The following is a 22,120-nucleotide window of genomic DNA, read 5'->3' as shown; positions in this document are numbered from 1 at the left end:
GGAGCCCGCCGGGGCACGAGTCAGGATGTCGCGGGCGCCGCTCAGTCCTTGTTGAAGTCGGCGGCGGCCAGCAGACCCGTGTCCGGGTTGTCGGTGAAGATGCCGTCGATGCCCTGCTCGAAGTAGGTCTTGAAGGCCCCGAAGGCGTCGCCGTAAGCGTTGGGGTCGGTGCCGATCCGGAAGTCGGCAGGCAGGAAGCTGTTCTCGTTGCGCATCGTGTACGGGTGCAGTATCAGGCCCTTGGCGTGGGCGTCGCGCACCAGTGTGGTCGGCTTGAGCAGCTTGCCGCTCGCGTCCCTCGGGATGATCAGGTCCACCCACGGGCCGATGCCCTGCGCGAAGGACGCGACCCACTTCAGCCCCTCGGGCTTGATGAGGTCGGCCACGAAGCGCGGGTCGCCGGACTGCTTGAAGTCCCAGGGCTGGGTGTCCGCGGCGTCGAACAGCACGACGCGCGGCGTCGAGACCAGCTTGGCCATGCGCTGCATGCTGGTGGGCTCGAAGGACTGGAGGAAGAGCGGCGAGTCACGGCGGTCCCTGCCGTACCGGCGCAGCAGCTTGGCGAGCCGCTCCTCCAGACCGAGGCCGAGGCCCCGGAAGTAGGTGGGGTGCTTCGTCTCGACGTACAGCCAGACGGGCTCGCCCCGGCGGCGGCCCTCCGCGTCGGCCCAGCGCAGCACCTCCTCGAAGGTGGGGATCTCCCAGCGGCCGTTGTAGAGGGTGCTGTGCGGACGGGACTGCGGGATGCGCTCCTTGGCCCGCAGCTTCTTCAGCTCGGCGAGCGTGAAGTCCTCGGTGAACCAGCCGGTGAGGCTGACCCCGTCGACGCTCTTGGTGGTCTTGCGCCCGGCGAACTCCGGGTGGTCGGCGACATCCGTGGTGCCGGTGATGTCGTTCTCGTGACGGCAGACGAGATGACCGTCCTTCGTCGGCACGAGGTCCTGCTCGATCACGTGGGCGCCCATGTCGAGCGCGAGCTGGTACGAACCGAGGGTGTGCTCGGGCCGGTAGCCGCTGGCGCCGCGGTGTCCGACGATCGTCGGCACGGGCAGTCTCTTCTGCGGCGGGCGGTGACCGCCGCCGCGCGTGTCGGTCTGTGCCGCCTGCGCCGTACCGGCCGTACCTGCGGAAAGACCGAGTGCGGCCGAGCCGAGCACCGCCGCTCCCAGCACGGTCCGTCGTCCCGGGATGTTCCGCGCACCCTGTGTCATGAACGCTCCTTCATGTGATGTCCATGTGCTGTCCCGCACCTGTCAAGCGAGGGCTTGAGCGTAGACAGTGGTCCCCGTACACGGGGCAGATCTGGCGCGAACACACCGGAAACTCGTGTCAACACCGTGTATCCGATCGATCAACCCGATGTGCGCGGGGGGCCGACCCGCGAGTATCGTCCTCACCTGCGACGAGTTAGTCGGCTCGCTACGACCGCTCACCAACCGGAGGACCCCGTTGTCCCGCTTTGCGCTCGTCAAAGCAGTGCTCGGACCGATCTTGCGTCTGATGTTCCGGCCACGGGTGGAGGGCGCCGAGCACATTCCGGGGACCGGCCCGGTGATCCTCGCCGGCAATCACCTCACGTTCATCGACTCGATGATCCTGCCCCTCGTCTGCGGCAGCCGTCAGGTCTTCTTCATCGGCAAGGACGAGTACGTCACGGGCAAGGGGCTCAAGGGCAAGCTGATGGCCTGGTTCTTCACCGGCTGCGGCATGATCCCGGTGGACCGTGACGGCGGGCGCGGCGGTGTCGCGGCGCTGATGACCGGCCGCCGGGTGCTGGAGGACGGCCATATGTTCGGCATCTACCCGGAGGGCACGCGCTCCCCCGACGGCCGGCTGTACCGGGGCCGTACGGGCATCGCGCGGCTCACGCTGATGACGGGCGCGCCGGTGGTGCCGTTCGCGATGATCGGCACGGACAAGATCCAGCCGAACGGGTCGGGGATGCCCCGGCCGAGCAAGGTGACGGTCCGCTTCGGCGCGCCGATGGAGTTCTCGCGGTACGACGGCATGGACCGTGACCGCTATGTGCTGCGGGCGGTGACCGACTCCGTGATGACGGAGGTCATGCGGCTCGGCGGGCAGGAGTACGTGGACATGTACGCCACCAAGGCGAAGGCGGCCTGATCTCGAAGGACCCGCCCGATGCCCGCGCCCCCTCCTCGGGGGACGCGGGCATCACCGGTCTCCGGCCGGGCCGGGCCGAGGGGGCCGGGGTCGCAACGCCGGGATCCCGGCGCGCCGGGGCCTCAGTGCCGGGCGTCCTGCGGATCCTTCACGGGCTCGTCCTGGCCGTCCTCCGGTCCGTCCTCCAGCTTCTGGCCGCGCAGCAGGAACCACGCCACCACCGACGTCACGAGCAGCACCGCCGCCCCCGCGCCCGCCGCGATACGCAGGCCGTGCACGAAGGCCTCCTGCGCCGCCGCGACCAGTTCGGCCGCCTGGTGGCCGGGGATGCCGCCCGCCGCCTCGACCGCGCCGCCGAGGGACTCGTGCGCGGCGTCCGCCGTCTCGGCGGGTACGCCGGACGGGGTGAGGAAGCCCCGGTAGACGCCGGTGACGATGGAGCCGAGCAGCGCGATACCGAGCGCGGCGCCCAGTTCGTACGCCGTCTCGGACACCGCCGACGCCGAGCCCGCCTGCTCCTTGGGGACGCTGGAGAGGATCACGTCGGCCGTCACGGTGAAGGAGAATCCGGCGCCGACGCCGACGACCAGCAGGACGGCGCCGAGCATCGGGTAGCCGGTGTTCTCGGTCAGCAGGACGAGTGAGGCGGTCGCCAGACCGACCCCGGCGAGACCGCCGGCCACCACCAGCCGTACGGAGAACCTTCGGGCGGCCCGGCCGGCGAGCAGACCCGCCGTCACGGCGCCGACGGCGGCGGGCAGTTCGGCCACGCCCGCCTCCAACGGGCCGCGCCCCTGGACGAGTTGCAGATACTGCGACAGGAAGAAGACGAGCCCCGACAGACCGAGGATGGTCAGCAGGTCGGCGAGTACGGCACCGGAGAAGCCTCGGTTCCTGAACAGCCGCATGTCGAGCAGCGGGTGGCGGATCCTGAGCTGTCTGCGGACGAAGTGGACGAGCGCGGCGACGCCGACCACCGCGGCGGCGGCGATGTCCCAGCGCAGCCCGTGCGCCGCGGCTTCCTTGATGGCGTACACGACACCGACGATGCCGACGAGGGACAGCACCACGCTCCGCATGTCCCAGGGGCCCGGCGCGGGGTTCTTCGACTCGGGCAGCAGTTTCACGCCGACGACGACGAGGACCGCCATGACGGGCAGGTTGATCAGGAAGACCGAGCCCCACCAGAAGTGCTCCAGCAGGAATCCGCCGACGACCGGGCCGACGGCCGCGCCCGCCGAGGCGGCGGCGCCCCAGATGCCGATCGCGACGCTGCGTTCCTTGGGGTCGTGGAAGATGTTGCGGATCAGGGCCAGCGTGGACGGCATGAGGGTCGCGCCGGCGACACCGAGCAGCGCGCGGGCGACGATCATCATCTCCGGGCTGGTGGCGTACGCGTTGAGCACGGATACGGCTCCGAACGCGACCGCGCCGGTCAGCAGGAGTTTCTTACGGCCGATCCGGTCGCCGAGGCTGCCCATGGAGACGAGCAGACCGGCGATGACGAACGAGTAGATGTCGCCGATCCACAGCAGCTGGGTGCCGGACGGCTTGAGGTCCTCGCTCAGGAACGGTGTGGCGAGGCCGAGGACCGTGGCGTCGACCGCCACCAGCAGCACGGCCAGGACGAGTACGGACAGGGCGAGCCAGCGCCCCGGGCGGTACCGGGCGTCCGTCTCCGTCGTCGGCCGGTCGGTGCTGATCATCGCTCCACGCTCCGTCGTGCTCCGCCGAGCAGCAGCTCGGCGATCATGTACTGGAAGTCCTTCGCCGCGACCCGTCCGTCCAGGACGGCCCACGCACCCGTGCCGACGAGTCCGTAGAACGCCTCGGTGAGCCAGACGGGGGGCAGGTCGATCCGGAACTCGCCCTGTTCCTGTCCGCGCCGGAAGAGCGCGGCGACCCGGGCGTCGAGCCGGTCCCAGCCCTCGTTCACCTCGCCCTCGAAGAGCTGGTTCTCCGTGACGAGGAAGGCCAGCAGCCCGGCCGAGGGCTCGATCTCGGCGACGAGCCTGCGCAGCGCGTCGCTCGCGGGGCCCTCGTCCGTCCGTGCCGCGTCGAGCGCGGCCCCGAACTCCCGGATGCCCAGCTCCTCCAGCGCCTTGACCAGGGCGTCGCGCCCCGCGAAGTGCCGGTGCAGGGTGGCCCGGCCGATGCCGGAGGCCCGCGCGACCTCGTCCATGGTGGCGGTGGCCTTACGGGTGAGGAGGCCGGCGGCCGTGCGCAGCACCTGGTCACGATCGACTGTCATGAGACGACCTTAGCCCAAATGAGACGCTGATGTCTCACTCAAGACGAGTGGCACTCACCACGGGCCACTGTCGAGCGCGGCCGGGTCACGGGATATCTTGATGTCGAGCAATGTTGCAGACGTGGAGCGGAGCACCCGGTGACAGACTCGACCATCATTTACACGCACACGGACGAGGCCCCGGCCTTGGCCACCTACTCATTCCTGCCTGTGGTCGAGGCCTATGCCTCGACGGCCGGGGTCACGGTGGAGCGCCGTGACATCTCGCTGGCGGGACGGATCATCGCCGGTTTCGCCGACCGTCTCGAAGCGGGACAGCGGATCGATGACGCGCTCGCGGAGCTGGGCGCCCTCGCCAAGACGCCCGCGGCGAACATCATCAAGCTGCCGAACATCTCGGCGTCGATCCCCCAGCTGAAGGCGGCCATCGCCGAGCTTCAGGAGCAGGGTTACGCGCTGCCCGACTACCCGGACGACCCGAAGTCCGACGAGGACAAGGACGTACGGGCGCGCTACGACAAGGTCAAGGGCAGCGCCGTGAACCCGGTGCTGCGCGAGGGCAACTCGGACCGCCGCGCCCCCGCCTCGGTGAAGAACTACGCCAAGGCGCACCCGCACCGGATGGGCGCCTGGACGGCCGATTCGAAGACGAACGTCGCGCACATGGACGCCGACGACTTCCGCTCCACCGAGAAGTCCGCCGTGATCGCCGAGGACGGCTCGCTGCGGATCGAGCTGGTGGGCGACGACGGCAACACCACCGTGCTGCGCGAGTCGGTGCCCGTGCTGGCCGGCGAGGTCGTGGACGTCTCCGCGATGCGTGTGGCCGCGCTGCGCGAGTTCCTCACGGCGCAGATCGCCCGCGCCAAGGCCGAGGACGTGCTGTTCTCGGTGCACCTCAAGGCCACGATGATGAAGGTCTCCGACCCGATCATCTTCGGTCACACGGTGCGCGCCTTCTTCCCCAAGACGTTCGCGGAGCACGGCCAGGCGCTCGCCGCGGCCGGTCTGAGCCCGAACGACGGCCTCGGTGGCATTCTCAAGGGCCTTGAGTCGCTGCCGGACGGATCGAAGATCGCCGAGTCCTTCACGGCCGAGCTGGCCGAGGGTCCCGCCCTGGCGATGGTCGACTCCGACAAGGGCATCACCAACCTGCACGTGCCGAGCGATGTCATCGTCGACGCCTCCATGCCGGCCATGATCCGCACCTCCGGCCATATGTGGGGCCCGGACGGCGGCGAGGCCGACACGCTCGCCGTCATCCCGGACAGCAGCTACGCGGGCATCTACCAGGTCGTCATCGACGACTGCCGCGCCAACGGCGCCTACGACCCGTCGACCATGGGCTCGGTGCCCAACGTCGGTCTGATGGCGCAGGCGGCCGAGGAGTACGGCAGCCACGACAAGACCTTCGAGATCCCCGCCACCGGCACCGTGCGCGTCGTGGACGCGTCGGGCGAGGCCGTGCTGGAGCAGACGGTCAGCGCCGGCGACGTCTTCCGGATGTGCCAGACCAAGGACGTGCCGATCCAGGACTGGGTCAAGCTGGCCGTCAGCCGCGCCCGTGCCACCGGGAACCCGGCCGTGTTCTGGCTCGACGAGGGCCGCGCGCACGACGCCAACCTGATCGCCAAGGTGAAGACGTACCTGCCCGAGCACGACACCGACGGGCTGACCATCGAGATCATGAAGCCCGTCGAGGCCATCGCGTTCTCGCTGGAGCGCATCCGGCGCGGCGAGGACACCATCTCGGTCACCGGCAACGTCCTGCGTGACTATCTGACCGACCTCTTCCCGATCCTGGAGCTGGGCACCAGCGCCAAGATGCTCTCGGTCGTGCCGCTCATCAACGGCGGCGGGCTCTTCGAGACGGGCGCCGGCGGCTCGGCGCCCAAGCACGTGCAGCAGCTCGTCAAGGAGGACTACCTGCGCTGGGACAGCCTGGGCGAGTTCCTCGCGCTGGCCGTCAGCTTCGAGCACCTCGCGACCACCACGGGCAACGCGCGCGCCCAGGTGCTGGCCGACACGCTCGACCGCGCCACCGGCACGTTCCTGAGCGAGAACAAGTCGCCCAGCCGCAAGGTCGGCGGCATCGACAACCGTGGCAGCCACTTCTACCTGGCGCTCTACTGGGCGCAGGAGCTGGCCAAGCAGACCGAGGACGCGCGGCTCGCCGAGGCGTTCACGGCGCTCGCCACGACGCTGGCCGAGCAGGAGCAGACGATCGTGGCCGAACTGGTCGCCGTGCAGGGCGCGCCGGTCGACATCGGCGGCTACTACCAGCCGGACCCGGCCAAGGCCGAGGCCGTGATGCGGCCGTCGAAGACGTTCAACCAGGCGATCTCCACGCTGGGTTGATCCGACCGCGCGACGCGAAAGCGCCGGCCGGGCTCGTGTCGAGCCCGGCCGGCGCTTGTCGTAACGGCTACTTCTTGGCCGTCGCCCAGGCGTGCTGGACGGCCAGGTCGGTCTTCACCTCGGCGAGCTGGACCGCGACCGCCGAAGGCGCCGTACCACCGCGGCCGTCGCGGGAGGCGAGCGCGCCGGAGACGTTGAGGACCGTGCGCACCTCCGGTGTCAGATGCTCGGAGATCGAGGCGAACTGATCGTCCGTCAGCTCGTCCAGCTCGATCCCCTCCTTCTCGCACACCTTGACGCACTCCCCCGCGACCTCGTGCGCGACCCGGAACGGCACACCCTGCCGCACCAGCCACTCGGCGATGTCGGTGGCCAGCGAGAACCCGGCGGGGGCCAGCTCCGCCATCCGCTCCCGGTTGACCGTGAGCGTCGCCATCATGCCGGTGAACGCGGGGAGCAGGACCTCCAGTTGGTCGCAGGAGTCGAAGACCGGCTCCTTGTCCTCCTGGAGATCGCGGTTGTACGCCAGCGGCAGCGCCTTGAGCGTGGCCAGCAGGCCCGTCAGATTGCCGATGAGGCGGCCCGACTTGCCGCGCGCCAGCTCGGCGATGTCCGGGTTCTTCTTCTGCGGCATGATCGACGAGCCGGTGGAGAACGCGTCGTGCAGCGTCACGAAGGAGAACTCCTTCGTGTTCCAGATGATGACCTCCTCGGCGATCCGCGAGAGATTCACCCCGATCATCGCGGTGATGAAGGCGAACTCGGCGGCGAAGTCGCGTGCCGCCGTGCCGTCGATCGAGTTGGCGGCCGAGCCGTGCTCGAAGCCGAGGTCCGCGGCGACCGCCTCCGGGTCGAGACCCAGCGACGACCCGGCCAGCGCGCCGGAGCCGTACGGGGAGACCGCCGTGCGCTCGTCCCACTGCCGCAGCCGCTCCGCGTCCCGCGACAGGGACTGCACATGTGCCAGCACATGGTGGGCGAAGAGCACCGGCTGGGCGTGCTGGAGATGCGTACGGCCCGGCATGGCGACGTCCGGGTGCGCCTCGGCGAGGCCGACGAGCGCGTCCTGGAGGTCGGCGATCAGCGCGCCGATGATCCGCGCGTGGTCGCGCAGATACATCCTGAAGAGGGTGGCGACCTGGTCGTTACGGGACCGGCCGGCGCGCAGCTTGCCGCCGAGGTCGGCGCCGAGCTGTTCGAGGAGGCCGCGCTCCAGGGCGGTGTGCACGTCCTCGTCGGCGACGGTGCCGGTGAAGGAGCCGTCGGCGACGGCCGCCTCCAGCCGGTCGAGCCCGGCGAGCATCCGGTCCAGCTCGTCCTGGTCGAGAAGGCCCGCCTTGTTGAGCACGCGCGCGTGCGCGCGGGAGCCCGCGATGTCGTACGGCGCGAGGCGCCAGTCGAAGTGCACGGACGCCGACAGCTTGGCCAGGGCCTCGGCGGGGCCGTCGGCGAAACGGCCGCCCCAGAGCCGGACGTCACCGGTATTGCTGCTGCTCACTGCTGGGTCGCTCCTCGCATGCGGTCACACTGATGGGCGGGGTGAGGGATTCTCTCCCCTACCCCGCCCCTTCCCGAAATCGGGGCTCCGCCCGGAACCCCGGCACTCAAACGCCGGACGGGCTGGATCAGCCGGGCGCTCAGGCCTGGTCGCGCTTGGCGGCGATCTTCGCCGAGAGACCGAACAGCTCGATGAAGCCCTGCGCCTTGGACTGGTCGAACGTGTCGCCCGAGTCGTACGTCGCCAGGTTGAAGTCGTACAGCGACTCCTCCGAACGCCGGCCGGTGACGACGGCACGGCCGCCGTGCAGCGTCATCCGGATGTCGCCGGTGACGTGCTGGTTGGCCTCGTTGATGAAGCCGTCCAGCGCCCGCTTCAGCGGGGAGAACCACAGGCCGTCGTAGACCATCTCGCCCCACCGCTGCTCGACCTGCCGCTTGTACCGGGCCAGCTCGCGCTCGACGGTGACGTTCTCCAGCTCCTGGTGGGCGGTGATCAGCGCGATGGCGCCCGGGGCCTCGTACACCTCACGGGACTTGATGCCCACGAGCCGGTCCTCGACCATGTCGATCCGGCCGACGCCCTGGCCGCCGGCCCGCTCGTTGAGCTGCTGGATCGCCTGGAGGACCGAGACCGGCTTGCCGTCGATGGCGACCGGGACGCCCGCCTTGAAGGAGATGACGACCTCGTCGGCGTCGCGGGGCTCGGCCGGGTTGGAGGTGTACTCGTAGATGTCCTCGATCGGACCGTTCCAGATGTCCTCCAGGAAGCCCGTCTCGACGGCTCGTCCGAAGACGTTCTGGTCGATGGAGTACGGGGACTTCTTGGTGGTCGCGATCGGGAGGTTCTTCTCCTCGCAGAAGGCGATCGCCTTGTCCCGGGTCATCGCGTAGTCACGGACCGGGGCGATGCACTTCAGCTCGGGGGCGAGGGCGACGATGCCGGCCTCGAAGCGGACCTGGTCGTTGCCCTTGCCGGTGCAGCCGTGGGCGACGGTGTCGGCGCCGTGCTTCTTGGCGGCGGCGACGAGGTGCTTGACGATCGCCGGGCGGGAGATCGCCGAGACCAGCGGGTAGCGGTCCATGTAGAGCGCGTTGGCCTTGATCGCCGGGAGGCAGTACTCCTCGGCGAACTCGTCCTTGGCGTCGGCGACCTCGGCCTCGACGGCACCGCAGGCGAGCGCGCGCTTGCGGATGACGTCCAGGTCCTCGCCGCCCTGACCGACATCCACGGCGACGGCGATGACCTCGGCGCCCGTCTCCTCGGCGATCCAGCCGATGGCGACGGAGGTGTCCAGGCCTCCCGAGTAGGCGAGTACGACGCGCTCGGTCACGGGTTTCTCCTTACGGTGCATACGCTGATGGGTATAACTATGCAGTGCACCGTATGTTTTGTCAACGCGACCCCTGGGTGCCCCCTCAGTCGCCCTCCGTGATCTCCGAGGCCAGTACCCGGGGGTGGCTGTGCTCCAGGTCCTTGGTGGCCGTGAGCAGGGTGAGCGTGCCCTCGGCGGCCAGTGTCCGCAGGCGTTCGAGGGCGTCCGAGGCGGCGGATCCGGGCTCCGCCAGCTCGGCCCGGTAGCGGTCGGCGAACGCCGCGTACCTCGCCGGATCGTGTCCGTACCACTTGCGCAGCTCCGCCGAGGGGGCCGCGTCCTTCACCCAGTCGTCGAAGACCGCGTCCGTCTTGGCGAGCCCGCGCGGCCAGAGGCGGTCGACCAGCAGCCGCGTCCCGTCGCCCCGGCCGGGCGGCTCGTAGACCCGTCGGACCCGTACCTCGTGCGCGGGCTTCGTCTTCTCCGTCATACGTTCCGTTTCCCCGTCCCGCGTTCCGTCCCTCGGAAACATCTCGACGCGTGCGATCGTCGGCGCCGACAATAGATGCCATGGGAAAGCTCTACGAACGGATCGACGGCCGTATTCGCACCTTCATCGAGGAACAGCCCGTCTTCTTCACCGCAACGGCCCCGCGCGCCGACGACGGTCATGTCAACGTCTCGCCCAAGGGGCGCTCCGGCAGTCTCGTCGTGCTGGACGAGTCGACGCTCGCCTATCTCGACTTCGGCGGCAGCGGCGCGGAGACCATCGCCCATTTGCGGGAGAACGGCCGCATCACCCTGATGTGGTGCGCCTTCGACGGCCCGCCGAAGATCCTGCGCGTGCACGGGCGCGGCGAGCCGGTGTTCCGGGACGACCCGCGCTGGGCGGGGTACATCGAGCGCTTCGCGGACGCGGACGGGCCGAGCGCGCGGGCGATCATCCTGGTCAGCGCGGTACGGATCAGCGACTCCTGCGGATTCGCCGTCCCCTTCATGGAGTACCGGGAGGAGCGCACCCAGCACGCCCAGCACTTCGCCAGGAAGAGTGACGAGGAGTTCGCGGCGTACTGCGAGAAGAAGGAGCACGTGGGCGTGAGCCTGGACGGGCTGCCCGCGCTGCCCCTGCCGCTGCCCCCGCGCACCGACCTGCCCGCCGAGATCGCCCGTTCGGCTTAGCCCGGCGGCGACCTGAGAGGCCGTCACCCCGTGACCGGCATACGGTCCGAGCATGCGCACCCTTCTCTCGCTCGGCTCCGTCCTGCTCGCCGTCGTCGCCACGGTCGCGGCGGGTCCGGTCGCGCCCGCCACCGCCGTACCGCTGCCGCCCCGGCCCCCGCTCCCGGAGCGGATGGCCGACACCGGCGGCGGCAGTCAGCTGATCACCGCCGAGGCGCCGAGCACCGACGCGACCACGGGCCGCGTCACCTGGTGGGACCGGCGCGGGGACCGCTGGGTGGAGGCGGGGTCGGCGGACGCGCGGTTCGGGGCCGGCGGGCTGGTCCGGGGCAGCGCGCGCGAGCAGGGCACCTCGACCACACCGACGGGGCTGTACGACCTGCCGTACGCCTTCGGCATCCGGCCCGCCCCGGCGGGGACCCGGTTCGCCTACCGCCCGGTGACCGACCGGTCGTGGTGGTGCCAGGACAACGACTCGCGCGCGTACAACCGGTGGGTCGAGGGCCTGCCGGCCGACTGCCGCGCGGCGGAGGCGGAGCATCTGACCACGTACGGCACGCAGTACGCCCGCGCCCTGGTCATCGGCTTCAACTACCACCGGCCCGTGCGCGGCCGGGGCGCCGGGATCTTCCTGCATGTCAACGGCAAGGGCGCGACGGCCGGTTGTGTCTCCGTGCCGGACGGCGCGATGAGCCGCATCCTCGCGTGGGCCGACCCGGCGCGCTCACCGCACATCGCGGTGGGCACGGCCTCGGGGCGTACGGCGATCACGAACTACTGAGCCGGCCCCGCGAGGTGCCGACCCGTTCTTCTGGGCCTCGTTCCCGGCTGTCGGTCTCAGCTGTCCTTCTGGGCCAGCCGCAGCAGATGGTCCGCGAGCGCCTGCCCGCCCAACGGGTCACGGCTGATCAGCAGCAGTGTGTCGTCACCGGCGATGGTGCCGAGGATCGGCCGCAGTTCCGCCTGGTCGATGGCCGAGGCGAGGAACTGCGCGGCGCCCGGGGGCGTACGGAGCACCACGAGGTTCGCGGACGCCTCGGCGGAGATGAGCAGTTCACCGGAGAGCCGCCGCATCCGCTCCTCCTTCGCCGACTCGCCGAGCGGGGCGTGCGGGGTGCGGTAGCCGCCCTCGCTGGGGACCGCGTAGATCAGCTCACCGCCGGTGTTGCGGATCTTCACGGCGCCCAGCTCGTCCAGGTCGCGCGAGAGCGTGGCCTGGGTGACGTTCAGACCGTCGTCGGCGAGGAGCTTGGCGAGCTGGCTCTGGCTGCGGACCGGCTGCCGGTTGAGGATGTCCACGATCCGGCGGTGCCGTGCCGTGCGCGTCTGCGGGACGGACGGGCCGATGTGCTCGGCCCCGCCGCTCGTCCCGTTCCCGCCGTCGGTGTCGATCCCGTTGTGCTCGGGTGCCTGCGCCTCGGTCATCGTCGTCTCATTCCCCGGTTCGTCCGTCCCCGTTGGTCCCGTGGGCGGTGTCGAGGATGCCGGGAAGGGCTTGGAGGAACGTTTCCACCTCGTCGTCGCCGATGATCAGCGGTGGCATGAGCCGTACGACATCGGGAGCTGGCGCGTTCACCAGAAGACCGGCATCCTGAGCCGCCTGCTGCACCTGTGGCGCGAGCGGCTCGGTGAGCACGATACCCAGCAGCAGCCCCGCGCCACGGACATGGGAGACCAGCGGGTGTCCGAGCGCCTCGATCCCGCCGCGCAGCTTCTCCCCCAGCCGCTTCACCGTGTCGAGCGCGCCGTCCGCGCCGAGGGTGTCCAGGACCGCGAGTCCGGCGGCGCAGGCGACGGGGTTGCCGCCGAAGGTCGTACCGTGCTGACCGGGCTTGAGCAGGTCGGCCGCCGGCCCGAAGGCGAGCGTCGCGCCGAGCGGCAGACCGCCGCCGAGACCCTTGGCGAGCGTGACGATGTCGGGCTCGACGCTCTGGTGGGCCTGGTACTCGAACCACTGCCCGGTCCGGCCGATCCCCGTCTGGACCTCGTCGAGCACCAGCAGGGTGCCCGTGGCACGGGTGATCTCCCGGGCCGCTTCGAGATAGCCCCGGGGCGGCACGACCACGCCGTTCTCCCCCTGGATCGGCTCGATGATCAGCAGCGCGGTCTCCTCGGTGACGGCGGCCCGCAGCGCGTCGACGTCTCCGTACGGCACATGCGTGACATCGCCGGGCAGCGGCAGGAAGGGCTCCCGCTTGGGCGGCTGGCCGGTGAGCGCGAGCGCGCCCATCGTGCGGCCGTGGAAGCCGCCGTCCGTGGCGACCATGTGGCGGCGGCCGGTGAGCCGGCCGATCTTGAAGGCGGCTTCGTTCGCCTCGGCGCCGGAGTTGCAGAAGAAGACGCGGCCGGGGCGGTCGGCGAGGTCGACGAGCCGTTCGGCGAGGGCGACGGGCGGGCCCGCGACGTACAGGTTCGACACATGCCCGAGGGCGGCGATCTGCCGGGAGACGGCGTCGACGACGGCGGGGTGCGCGTGGCCGAGCGCGTTCACGGCGATGCCGGCGACGAAGTCGGTGTACGCGGTGCCGTCGGCGTCCCAGACGGTGGCGCCCTCGCCGCGTACGAGGGAGAGCTTGGGGGTGCCGTAGTTGTCGGCCATCACGTGCTGCCAGCGCCGTGCGAGTTCCTGGTTGCCGTCGTCGGTCATGACGCTCCCCCTTCGGTCGTGTTCTCCCGGCCGTCGGGGACGACCATCGTGCCGATGCCCGAGTCGGTGAAGATCTCCAGCAGGATCGAGTGCTGTACGCGGCCGTCGAGCACGCGGGCGGTGTTGACCCCGTTGCGTACGGCGAACAGACAGCCCTCCATCTTCGGCACCATGCCGCTGGAGAGTTCGGGCAGCAGCTTCTCCAGCTCGGTCGCCGTCAGCCTGCTGATCACGTCGTCGTTGTTCGGCCAGTCCTCGTACAGGCCCTCGACGTCGGTGAGGACCATCAGCGTCTCGGCGCCGAGCGCCGCGGCGAGCGCGGCTGCCGCCGTGTCGGCGTTGACGTTGTAGACGTGTCCGTCGTCCGCGCTGCGCGCGATCGAGGAGATGACCGGGATACGGCCGTCGGCGAGCAGCGCCTCGATGGCGCCCGGGTCGATCGCGGTGATCTCGCCGACCCGGCCGATGTCGACCAACTCGCCGTCGATACGCGGCCGGTGACGGGTCGCCGAGATGGTGTGCGCGTCCTCGCCGGTCATACCGACGGCCAGCGGCCCGTGCTGGTTGAGCAGCCCGACCAGCTCGCGCTGGACCTGGCCGGCGAGCACCATCCGTACGACGTCCATCGCCTCGGGAGTGGTGACCCTGAGCCCGGCCTTGAACTCGCTGACCAGCCCGTGCCGGTCGAGCTGTGCGCTGATCTGGGGGCCGCCGCCGTGCACGACGACCGGCTTGAGACCGGCCTGGCGCAGAAAGACGACGTCCTGGGCAAAGGCCGCCTTGAGGTCCTCGTCCACCATGGCGTTGCCGCCGAACTTGATGACGACGATCTTGCCGTTGTGGCGGGTCAGCCAGGGCAGTGCCTCGATGAGGATCTGCGCCTTGGGCAGCGCGGTGTGCTTGCGGGCCGTCATGAGCTGTACGCGCTGTTCTCGTGGACGTAGTCGGCGGTGAGGTCGTTGGTCCAGATGACGGCCGACTCGGTGCCCGCGGCGAGGTCGGCGGTGATCCGTACCTCGCGGAAGCGCATGTCCACCAGGTCGCGGTCCTCGCCCACGGAGCCGTTCTTGCAGACCCAGATGTCGTTGATGGCGACGTTCAGCAGATCGGGGTCGAAGGCGGCGGAGGTCGTGCCGATGGCGGAGAGCACCCGGCCCCAGTTGGGGTCCTCGCCGTGCAGCGCGCACTTGAGGAGGTTGTTGCGGGCGATGGAGCGGCCCACCTCGACGGCGTCGTCCTCGGTCGCCGCGTTGACCACCTCGATACGGATGTCCTTGCTGGCGCCCTCGGCGTCGCCGATGAGCTGGCGGCCGAGGTCGTCGCAGACGGTGCGGACGGCCTCCGCGAACTCCTCGTATCCGGGCGTCACCCGGGAGGCGCCGGAGGCGAGCAGCAGCACGGTGTCGTTGGTGGACATGCAGCCGTCGGAGTCGACCCGGTCGAAGGTGGTCCGGGTGGCGGCGCGCAGGGCCGAGTCGAGGGCGGGGCTGTCGACGTCGGCGTCGGTGGTGAGCACGACGAGCATGGTGGCGAGGCCGGGGGCGAGCATGCCCGCGCCCTTGGCCATGCCGCCGACGGTCCAGCCGTCGCCGCCGGCGACGGCCGTCTTGTGCACGCTGTCCGTGGTCTTGATGGCGATGGCGGCCTTCTCGCCGCCGTGCGGGGAGAGTTCGGCCGCGGCCTTCTCGATGCCGGGCAGGAGCTTGTCCATCGGGAGGTTGATACCGATGAGCCCGGTGGAGGCGACGGCGATCTCGCCGGAGCTGTGGGTGCCGGGGGCCGTGGAGTTGAGGACCTCGGCGACCTTCTCGGCGGTGGCGTGGGTGTCCTGGAAGCCCTTGGGGCCCGTACAGGCGTTGGCGCCACCGGAGTTGAGGACGACGGCGGAGATCTGACCGCCCTTGAGGACCTGCTCCGACCAGAGGACGGGGGCGGCCCTGACGCGGTTGGAGGTGAAGACGCCGGCGGCGGCGCGGCGCGGACCGGTGTTGACCACGAGGGCCAGGTCCGGGGTGCCGCTGTCCTTGATCCCGGCGGTGATGCCCGCCGCCGTGAATCCGCCTGCTGCCGTGACGCTCACTGCATCTCCTTGGTCGTCTTGGTCGTCGTCGTCGCTCGTGGGTGGCGGGGCCGGGTCACGGTGCGACGCCGGTGGCCGGGAGCCCGGTCTCCTCGGGCAGTCCGAGGGCGATGTTCATGCTCTGGACCGCGCCGCCGGCCGTGCCCTTGGTGAGGTTGTCGATGGCGCTGATCGCGATGACACGGCGGGCGTTCTCGTCGAGGACGACCTGGACGTGTACGGCGTTGGAGCCGTACACGGACGCGGTCGCCGGCCACTGCCCCTCGGGCAGCAGCTGGAGATACGGCTCGTCGGCGAAGGCCTTCTCGTACGCGTCGCGTACGTCGGCGGCGGTGACGTCCGGCCGCGCCTTCGCGGAGCAGGTGGCGAGGATGCCGCGCGACATCGGCGCGAGGGTGGGGGTGAAGGAGACACCGACGCGTTCACCCGCCACCGCGCTGAGGTTCTGGATCATCTCGGGGGTGTGCCGGTGGCCGCCGCCGACGCCGTACGGGCTCATCGAGCCCATGACCTCGGAGCCGAGCAGATGCGGCTTGACGGACTTGCCCGCGCCGGACGTCCCGGTGGCGGCGGTGATGACGGCCTCGGGCTCGATGAGCCCGGCGCCGTAGGCGGGGAAGAGCGCGAGTGAGACGGCGGTCGGGTAGCAGCCGGGCACCGCGACGCGTCTGGACCCCTCCAACGCGGCGCGGTTGCCCGGCAGTTCGGGGAGGCCGTAGGGCCAGGTGCCGGCGTGCTCGGAGCCGTAGAAGGCCACCCAGTCCGCGGCGTCCCTCAGCCGGAAGTCCGCGCCCATGTCGATGACGAGCACGTCGTCGCCGAGCTGTTCGGCGACCGCGGCGGACTGCCCGTGCGGCAACGCGAGGAAGACCACGTCGTGCCCGGCGAGCACGTCGGGGGTGGTCGCCTCCAGGACGCGATCGGCCAGCGGCCCGAGATGCGGCTGGAGCGCGCCGAGGCGCTGACCCGCGTTCGAGTTCCCGGTGAGGGCGCCGATCCGGACGCCGGGGTGCCCGAGAAGCAGCCGGAGCACTTCCCCACCGGCGTATCCACTGGCTCCCGCCACCGCTGCACGTACTGCCATCGAAGCCCTCCTCGTCGATGGCATGACTATACGTAGCTCCGCAGCTTTATGCAACGAGGAAGCTCCGTCGACTGAGCCTATGCCACCCCCGGCGGGGCCCGGCGGCCCACCCGGGGCATAGGGATTCCCTATGGGAGCTGCTGACTTTTCGTCTTTGCCTCTCATTCTTTTCCGGCCGTACGGTGAATCGCGAAACCGCCCGCCGAATGCATTTACGCCGGGCGGACCATTACGCGATTGAGGGGACCGATGGCATGACCACGATCGAGAACGGAACCGGCGCACAGGAATTCGCGGGAAAGCGGGCACTGGTCACGGGTGGTTCCCGGGGGATCGGAGCGGCCGTGGTGCGGCGGCTCCTGGAGGCGGGCGCCGAGGTGGTCACGACCGCCAGGTCGGTGACGAGCACGGTGCCGGAAGGGGCCACCTTCGTGGCGGCCGACGTGCGGACCCGGGCGGGCGCCGAGACCATCGCCGGGGTCGCGCGGGACGTGCTCGGCGGGGTGGACATCCTCGTGCACAACGCGGGTGGGGCGCGGGCCCACCGGAGCGCTCTCGCCATCACCGACGAGGAGTGGCTGGACGGGCTGAACCTGAACTTCCTGGCGTCGGTGCGGCTGGACGCGCTGCTCGTACCGGGGATGCGGGAGCGGCGGTCCGGGGCGATCGTGCATGTGTCGTCGGCGGCGGTCCTCACCCCGGTAGGACCGTTCCTGCACTACGCGACGGCGAAGGCGGCGCTGGAGACGTACAGCAGGGGAATGTCCCTGGAACTGGCCCCGGCCGGGATCCGGGTCAACACCATCAGCCCCGGCAGGGTCGCCTCCCCCGGCGGGGTGGCGACCCGGGAGCAGTGGGCGAGCCTGAATCTGGCGCCGGGCGAGACCAACGCCGAGGACTCGACGCCGCTGGGACGGGACGGTGAGCCCGACGACATCGCCGACGCGGTGCTGTTCCTCCTGTCCGACCGGGCGGGCTGGCTGACCGGGAGCAATCTCGTCGTGGACGGCGGGGAATTCCCCCGGGGATGACACCGGCGGAATTCGCGTACCTTTCCCGCACATTCCTGGACACTGTTTCCGTTCAGTGAATTCCGGCGCGGGAGACGAGACGCATTGCGCTTCTTTCTCGTCCGTTCAGCGGACGGGCGAGAAAGAAGCGGAATCGGGCGAGATCTGCCAGGTCTCCTGACGCAGCAGTTCGAGCAGAGCCGTCTCCGCCGGGCCCGCGCCCTGCCGGAGCACGGCGATGACGGGGTGGGGGACGACCGGGAAGACCGGGCGGACGAGGTGCTCGTAGTCATGGGGCACCGCGGAGGCCGGGACGAGCGTGACCCCGAGTCCATGGGCGGCCCATCGCACGGCTGTCGCCGTCTGGGAGACACGGGCGGCCGTGGTCGGGGCCAGCTCGTTCTCCCGCAGCACGTTCTGAAGTACGGCGTCGAGCGCGCTGTCCCGGTCGAACCGCACCCACGGCTCCCTGGCCAGTTCGCGCAGTTCGATCCGGTCCGAGGCGAGCCGCGGGTGCCCGGCACCCAGCACCACCACGAACTCCTCGTCGCCGACGTGGTGGGCGTCGGCGGGGCTGCGCTCGCACGCGGCCATCAGCGCGAGGTTCAGCACACCCCGGCGGCAGAGCCGCTCCAGCTCGGCCGAGCTGGGCTCCTCGAAGACGGTGACCTCCAGCTGGGGGAAGCGGCGGCGCAGCGCGCCGAGCGCGCCCGGCAACTGCCGCGTACCGAAGCCCATCTGCACCGCGATCACCAGCTCGCCTACCAGCTCACCGGCACCGGCGCGCGCGGTCGCCCTCGCCCGCCGCGACGCGCTCACCGCGACCTCCGCCTCGCGCAGGAACGCGCGGCCGACGACGGTCGGCACCAGTCCGGTGGGGGTGCGGGAGAACAGCTGCACGCCGAGTTCCCGCTCCAGGCCGCGGATCTGCTGGGACACCGACGGCTGGGCGACACGCAGCAGCTCGGCGGCGGCGGTCACCGAACCCTCCTCGGCGACGGCCAGGGCGTACTCGTACTGACGAAGGCTCATCGGCTTCCGTCCCCTCTCCGCGACACAGCGCGGTCCGCCCCGTTGTCGCCTGTCCCCGTTCTCCCCGTTGCCATCGTAGGCGAGCGCTTTCCCGTTCCTCCGGCCCCGTTACGGCAGAGGATCTTGAGCGGACGCGTCCACCGCGTCCGGACCCAGCTCGGCGCCCCGGGCGAACTCCTCGTCGAACGCCGTCCGGCCCAGGTCCTTCGTCGCCCGTGCCGTGACGCGGGCGACGTCGTCCTGTTCGCCCTCCGGCAGCGGAGTGCCGACCGAGTCGCGGGCCGCCCACGCGGCGCCCAGCAGTCGCGCGGCGTGGCCGGCGTGGCCCGCCAGGGCCCGTGCGCCGGCCAGGCCCTCCAGGGCCAGCGCCAGTGAGCGGGCGTCGCCGGCGGTACGGGCGGCGGCGAGTCCGGCGTGCTGGAGCCGAACGGCGACCGTCGCCTCGCCCCGCAGCTCGGCGACGAATCCCAGCTCGGCGAGGACCAGCGCGGGCAGTCCCGGCTGGTAGCCCATCTGCCGGTGTATGTCGAGCACGGTGCGCAGATGGACCTCGGCGCCGGCCAGGTCGCCGTCCCTGCGCGCCCCCATCCCGAGCCCGATCTCGGCGTACTGCTCCCCGAACTTGTCCGACTGCTCGACCGCCTGCCGCCGAGCCCGCTCATGGAAGTCGCGGGCCCGTGGATAGTCGCGTGTCAGCATCGCGATCCGGCCCAGGCCCGACAGCTGGAAGGACACCTCGGGCCACAGCCCGAGGTCTTCGGCCATCCGCAGCCCCTCGCGGTGCAGGCGTGCGGCGAGTTCGTACTCGCCCCGCACCTCGGCCAGCTTCTGGAGCGGCACCATGGCCTTCAACTGCCCCCACTCGTCGCCCAGTTCGCGGAACAGCTCCAGGCTCCGCCCGCCATGGCGGCGCAGTGTGCCGAACTCCCCCTGGAGCTTGGAGTGGAACGCCAGGGCGGCAAGCGCCGCGGCGGTGCCCCACCGGTCGTCGTGTGCGCGGAACGTGGCGAGCGCCGACTCGATCAGCGTGCGGCTGGGCGCCGGATCGCCGACGCCGTAGAGGTTGGACGCCACGAACCAGCGCGCCCTGGCCCGGCCGAGCGGGTCGTCGATCGTCTCGTACGGTCTGAGCGCGGCCCGGTACTCCGTGACCGGGTCCGCGCTGCCGCCCAGCACCAGACGGACGCCGCCCAGCCAGCCGGTGGCCCGCGCGACCAGAGCGGCGGACGTGTCGGACGCGGCGAACCCATCGGACGTGTCGGACGTGTCCGCGCCGATGGACAGGGCCAGGGTGAGGGAGCGCCGGGCCTCGTTGTTACGCCCCCGCAGATGCCAGTACCAGGCGAGGGCGTTCACCAGGCGCAGAGCGCACTCGGCGTCCCCGGCCCGTACGGCGCTGTCCAGCGCGGCGCGCATGTTCGCGTTCTCGGCGTCGAGAAGCCGCAGCCAACGGCGCTGTCCATGACCGCGCAGATGCGGTTCGGCACCCTCGGCCAACGCCGTGTAGTAGGCGCGGTGCCTGCGGCGGAGCGCGGCCGACTCGCCCGACTCGGCGAGCCGTTCGGCGGCGTACGCGGCGACCGACTCCAGCATCCGGTAGCGGGGGCCCTCGGTGCCGGCCGCGCCCTCGGTCATGACCAGCAGCGAGCTGTCCACCAGCCGGGCGAGAAGGTCGAGAACGTCCACGCGGGCCGGGCCGTCCGTACCAAGCAGGCCGTCCCCGCCGTCCCCGCTCTCCCCGGCGCAGCATTCCTCCGCCGCGGCGAGCGTGCAGCCGTCGGCGTGCACGGCCAGTCGCCGAAGCACCGCTCGCTCCTGTTCGCCCAGCAGCTCCCAGCCCCAGTCGATCACCGCCCGCAGCGTCCGCTGCCGGGCCGGGGCGCCGCGCGAGCCCACCGCGAGCACGCGGAAGCGGTCGTCGAGCCTGGCCGCCAACTCGCCCACACCCAGGGCCCGTACGCGCGTCGCGGCCATCTCCAGAGCCAGCGGAATGCCGTCCAGACGTCGGCAGATCGACACGACGGCGTCGAGAGTGGTGCCGTCGAGGACGAAACCCGGTGCCGAGGCCGTGGCGCGCGCCACGAACAGCTCGACAGCGCTGAAGCGGCTCACGTCCGCCGTACTGATTCCCTCGGCCGGCTCCGGCAGCCGCAGCGGCGGCACCTCCTCCAGCCGCTCGCCGCTGATGCCGAGCGGCACCTGACTGGTGGCGAGCACACGCAGGGCCGGGGCCGCCTTCAGCAGTTGCTCGGCCAACTCCGCCACGGGCGCGGCGACATGTTCACAGTTGTCGAAGATCAGCAGCGTCGGCCGGTCGCTCAGCGCGTACGCGAGGCGCGCGGCCGGCGACAGCGGCGCGCCCTTGGGGCGTGTCGTGTCGTCCCGGACCCCGATCACGGCGCCGGCCGTCTCGCACACCTCGGCCCAGCTGTCGGCCCCGTCCCGCGAGGCGCCGGACACCGGGTCGAGCGCCGCGAACTCCACCAGATGGACACCGCCGGGGAACGCCTCGCCGAGCCGGGCGGCGCTCGCCAGCGCGAGCTGTGTCTTGCCGACTCCGCCGGGCCCGGTGAGGGTCACCAGCCGGTGGGCGCCCAGCAGTTGGCGTACGTCCTGGACGGCATCGCCGCGGCCGATCAGCCCGGTGAGCGGCGCCGGTACGTTGCTCGGCGGGCGGGCCGCCGAAGTGCTGGGCGGCGGGGTGGCGTTGAGCGCCGGGTCCTGGGCGAGGATCGCCCGGTGCAGAGCGGTCAGCGCCGGGCCGGGGTCCACCCCCAGCTCCTCGGCCAGCCGGGTGCGCAGCTCCGTGTAGCCGCGCAGCGCCGCGTCCTGACGACCGATCAGATACAGGGCCCGCAGGTGCGCGGCGCGCAGCCGTTCCCGTAGCGGATGCTGTTCCACCAGCTCGCTCAACTCATCGGCGACCAGGGCGTGTTCGCCGAGTTCCAGGCGCGCGTCGGCCTGTTCCTCCACGGCGGTCAGCCGCTGTTCCGCCAGCCGGGCCGTCGCGGCGCGCGCGAACTCCTCGTCGGCGAAGTCGGCGTACGCGGGACCGCGCCAGACGGCCAGCGCCTCCGCCAGCAGGGCGGCCCGGTCCCGGGCGTCGGCGAACGCCCGCGCGCGGTCGAGCAGTTCCTGGAAGCGGTCGGCGTCGACCGTGCCGGGGGCGGCCAGCAACTCGTACCCCGGCGGGCGCGAGACGAGGAGCGAGCGCCCGCCCGGCTCGGCGCTCTCCAGCGCGCGCCGTAGCTGCCACACCTTGGTCTGGAGCACGCCGGACGGGTTGTTCGGGGGCTTCGAACCCCACAGGTCGTCGACGAGCCGGTCGGCGGAGACGGTGCGGCCCCGGTGGGTCAGAAGACAGGCCAGCAGAGCGCGGACCTTCAGCTCGGGGATCCTGACCGGCGCCCCCTCGGCCGTCCACACCCCGAGCGGACCCAGCACCCCGAAACGCATGTGATCAGGCTATCCGGCGGCGCCAACTCCCCCATGGCGCAGAGCTGCCGCGCCCCGGCGGCCCGGACCGGGAGTGGGGCGGGAGG

At 71.2% G+C, this 22,120-nt stretch carries 18 protein-coding genes; 5 read left to right on the top strand and 13 right to left on the bottom strand.

Annotation, left to right across the window (positions count from 1 at the left end):
* Positions 1–41: 41 nt before the first annotated feature.
* Positions 42–1,211 carry a glycerophosphodiester phosphodiesterase gene (locus ACFYNU_RS15480; protein ID WP_356592134.1) on the bottom strand — a complete coding sequence of 390 codons (1,170 nt, stop codon included), beginning with the start codon at positions 1,209–1,211 and terminating at the stop codon, positions 42–44.
* 238 nt (positions 1,212–1,449) lie between these two features.
* On the opposite strand from ACFYNU_RS15480, the gene ACFYNU_RS15475 reads away from it, so the two are divergent.
* Positions 1,450–2,124: a lysophospholipid acyltransferase family protein gene (locus ACFYNU_RS15475; RefSeq protein WP_356592132.1), complete on the top strand. Its 675-nt coding sequence runs from the start codon at positions 1,450–1,452 to the stop codon at positions 2,122–2,124.
* A gap of 122 nt (positions 2,125–2,246) precedes the next feature.
* On the opposite strand, the gene ACFYNU_RS15470 is transcribed toward ACFYNU_RS15475, so the two are convergent.
* Both ACFYNU_RS15470 and ACFYNU_RS15465 read right to left on the bottom strand, forming a co-directional pair.
* Entirely contained in the window at positions 2,247–3,830 is a 1,584-nt protein-coding gene (locus ACFYNU_RS15470; RefSeq protein ID WP_356592130.1) for a DHA2 family efflux MFS transporter permease subunit, read from the bottom strand.
* A complete protein-coding gene (locus tag ACFYNU_RS15465; protein WP_356592128.1) occupies positions 3,827–4,375 on the bottom strand; it encodes a helix-turn-helix domain-containing protein in 549 nt (182 codons plus the stop codon). The genes ACFYNU_RS15470 and ACFYNU_RS15465 overlap by 4 nt, the downstream gene beginning before the upstream one ends.
* 138 nt (positions 4,376–4,513) lie before the next feature.
* Here ACFYNU_RS15465 and ACFYNU_RS15460 point away from each other — a divergent pair, with 138 nt between their 5' ends.
* Entirely contained in the window at positions 4,514–6,733 is a 2,220-nt protein-coding gene (locus tag ACFYNU_RS15460; protein WP_356592126.1) for an NADP-dependent isocitrate dehydrogenase, read from the top strand.
* A 67-nt stretch (positions 6,734–6,800) separates the two neighbouring features.
* Here the strand turns inward: ACFYNU_RS15460 and argH are convergent, their stop codons facing one another.
* The 3 genes from argH to ACFYNU_RS15445 form a co-directional block, all read right to left on the bottom strand.
* The gene (gene argH / locus ACFYNU_RS15455) at positions 6,801–8,231 is read right to left on the bottom strand and encodes an argininosuccinate lyase (RefSeq protein WP_356592124.1); all 1,431 of its coding nucleotides are present in this window, start codon (positions 8,229–8,231) and stop codon (positions 6,801–6,803) included.
* 139 nt (positions 8,232–8,370) lie between these two features.
* The gene (locus ACFYNU_RS15450; protein ID WP_356592122.1) at positions 8,371–9,564 is read right to left on the bottom strand and encodes an argininosuccinate synthase; all 1,194 of its coding nucleotides are present in this window, start codon (positions 9,562–9,564) and stop codon (positions 8,371–8,373) included.
* 85 nt (positions 9,565–9,649) lie between these two features.
* Positions 9,650–10,036, bottom strand: coding sequence for a DUF488 family protein (locus ACFYNU_RS15445; protein WP_356592120.1), 387 nt, complete (start codon positions 10,034–10,036; stop codon positions 9,650–9,652).
* 80 nt (positions 10,037–10,116) lie between these two features.
* On the opposite strand from ACFYNU_RS15445, the gene ACFYNU_RS15440 reads away from it, so the two are divergent.
* Both ACFYNU_RS15440 and ACFYNU_RS15435 read left to right on the top strand, forming a co-directional pair.
* Positions 10,117–10,725 (top strand): pyridoxamine 5'-phosphate oxidase family protein, encoded by a 609-nt coding sequence (locus ACFYNU_RS15440; RefSeq protein WP_356592118.1) that lies wholly within the window; start codon positions 10,117–10,119, stop codon positions 10,723–10,725.
* Positions 10,726–10,777: 52 nt separating this feature from the next.
* On the top strand, positions 10,778–11,506 hold the full coding sequence (locus ACFYNU_RS15435; protein WP_356592116.1) for a L,D-transpeptidase family protein: 729 nt from the start codon (positions 10,778–10,780) through the stop codon (positions 11,504–11,506).
* Between the two features lie 56 nt (positions 11,507–11,562).
* On the opposite strand, the gene ACFYNU_RS15430 is transcribed toward ACFYNU_RS15435, so the two are convergent.
* Genes ACFYNU_RS15430 through argC form a run of 5 tightly spaced genes read right to left on the bottom strand, consistent with a single transcriptional unit; the run spans position 11,563 to position 16,536 of the window.
* The gene (locus ACFYNU_RS15430; protein WP_356592114.1) at positions 11,563–12,150 is read right to left on the bottom strand and encodes an arginine repressor; all 588 of its coding nucleotides are present in this window, start codon (positions 12,148–12,150) and stop codon (positions 11,563–11,565) included.
* Positions 12,151–12,157: 7 nt separating this feature from the next.
* The gene (locus ACFYNU_RS15425; RefSeq protein WP_356592112.1) at positions 12,158–13,372 is read right to left on the bottom strand and encodes an acetylornithine transaminase; all 1,215 of its coding nucleotides are present in this window, start codon (positions 13,370–13,372) and stop codon (positions 12,158–12,160) included.
* Complete coding sequence (argB, locus tag ACFYNU_RS15420) at positions 13,369–14,286, bottom strand: acetylglutamate kinase (protein ID WP_356592110.1); 918 nt, start codon at positions 14,284–14,286, stop codon at positions 13,369–13,371. The genes ACFYNU_RS15425 and argB overlap by 4 nt, the downstream gene beginning before the upstream one ends.
* Positions 14,283–15,452: a bifunctional glutamate N-acetyltransferase/amino-acid acetyltransferase ArgJ gene (gene argJ, locus ACFYNU_RS15415; protein ID WP_356592108.1), complete on the bottom strand. Its 1,170-nt coding sequence runs from the start codon at positions 15,450–15,452 to the stop codon at positions 14,283–14,285. Before argJ ends, argB begins: the two co-directional genes overlap by 4 nt.
* Before the next feature lie 55 nt (positions 15,453–15,507).
* Positions 15,508–16,536 carry an N-acetyl-gamma-glutamyl-phosphate reductase gene (gene argC / locus ACFYNU_RS15410; RefSeq protein WP_356592106.1) on the bottom strand — a complete coding sequence of 343 codons (1,029 nt, stop codon included), beginning with the start codon at positions 16,534–16,536 and terminating at the stop codon, positions 15,508–15,510.
* A gap of 254 nt (positions 16,537–16,790) precedes the next feature.
* Between argC and ACFYNU_RS15405 the strand changes: the two genes are divergently transcribed.
* Positions 16,791–17,567: an SDR family oxidoreductase gene (locus ACFYNU_RS15405; RefSeq protein WP_356592104.1), complete on the top strand. Its 777-nt coding sequence runs from the start codon at positions 16,791–16,793 to the stop codon at positions 17,565–17,567.
* Between the two features lie 105 nt (positions 17,568–17,672).
* On the opposite strand, the gene ACFYNU_RS15400 is transcribed toward ACFYNU_RS15405, so the two are convergent.
* Both ACFYNU_RS15400 and ACFYNU_RS15395 read right to left on the bottom strand, forming a co-directional pair.
* A complete protein-coding gene (locus ACFYNU_RS15400; protein ID WP_356592102.1) occupies positions 17,673–18,578 on the bottom strand; it encodes a LysR family transcriptional regulator in 906 nt (301 codons plus the stop codon).
* Positions 18,579–18,686: 108 nt separating this feature from the next.
* Positions 18,687–22,034, bottom strand: a complete 3,348-nt coding sequence (locus ACFYNU_RS15395) for a BTAD domain-containing putative transcriptional regulator (RefSeq protein WP_356592100.1) — start codon at positions 22,032–22,034, stop codon at positions 18,687–18,689.
* Positions 22,035–22,120: the final 86 nt, after the last annotated feature.

It is taken from the genome of Streptomyces sp. NPDC006643 (assembly GCF_042870175.1).
In the GTDB taxonomy this organism is placed as follows: Bacteria; Actinomycetota; Actinomycetes; order Streptomycetales; family Streptomycetaceae; genus Streptomyces.
Note: the sequence above shows the minus strand (reverse complement) of the source record. Positions and strands in the feature narration are given on the sequence as shown.

Excerpts from the sequence above, each read along its gene's own strand:
- argB (WP_356592110.1), bottom strand. The coding sequence starts at position 14,286 with ATGACGGCCCGCAAGCACACCGCGCTGCCCAAGGCGCAGATCCTCATC.
- ACFYNU_RS15465 (WP_356592128.1), bottom strand. The coding sequence starts at position 4,375 with ATGACAGTCGATCGTGACCAGGTGCTGCGCACGGCCGCCGGCCTCCTC.
- ACFYNU_RS15425 (WP_356592112.1), bottom strand. The coding sequence starts at position 13,372 with ATGACCGACGACGGCAACCAGGAACTCGCACGGCGCTGGCAGCACGTG.
- ACFYNU_RS15445 (WP_356592120.1), bottom strand. The coding sequence starts at position 10,036 with ATGACGGAGAAGACGAAGCCCGCGCACGAGGTACGGGTCCGACGGGTC.
- ACFYNU_RS15405 (WP_356592104.1), top strand. The coding sequence starts at position 16,791 with ATGACCACGATCGAGAACGGAACCGGCGCACAGGAATTCGCGGGAAAG.
- ACFYNU_RS15440 (WP_356592118.1), top strand. The coding sequence starts at position 10,117 with ATGGGAAAGCTCTACGAACGGATCGACGGCCGTATTCGCACCTTCATC.
- ACFYNU_RS15470 (WP_356592130.1), bottom strand. The coding sequence starts at position 3,830 with ATGATCAGCACCGACCGGCCGACGACGGAGACGGACGCCCGGTACCGC.
- argC (WP_356592106.1), bottom strand. The coding sequence starts at position 16,536 with ATGGCAGTACGTGCAGCGGTGGCGGGAGCCAGTGGATACGCCGGTGGG.
- ACFYNU_RS15435 (WP_356592116.1), top strand. The coding sequence starts at position 10,778 with ATGCGCACCCTTCTCTCGCTCGGCTCCGTCCTGCTCGCCGTCGTCGCC.
- ACFYNU_RS15400 (WP_356592102.1), bottom strand. The coding sequence starts at position 18,578 with ATGAGCCTTCGTCAGTACGAGTACGCCCTGGCCGTCGCCGAGGAGGGT.
- ACFYNU_RS15395 (WP_356592100.1), bottom strand. The coding sequence starts at position 22,034 with ATGCGTTTCGGGGTGCTGGGTCCGCTCGGGGTGTGGACGGCCGAGGGG.
- ACFYNU_RS15430 (WP_356592114.1), bottom strand. The coding sequence starts at position 12,150 with ATGACCGAGGCGCAGGCACCCGAGCACAACGGGATCGACACCGACGGC.
- ACFYNU_RS15480 (WP_356592134.1), bottom strand. The coding sequence starts at position 1,211 with ATGACACAGGGTGCGCGGAACATCCCGGGACGACGGACCGTGCTGGGA.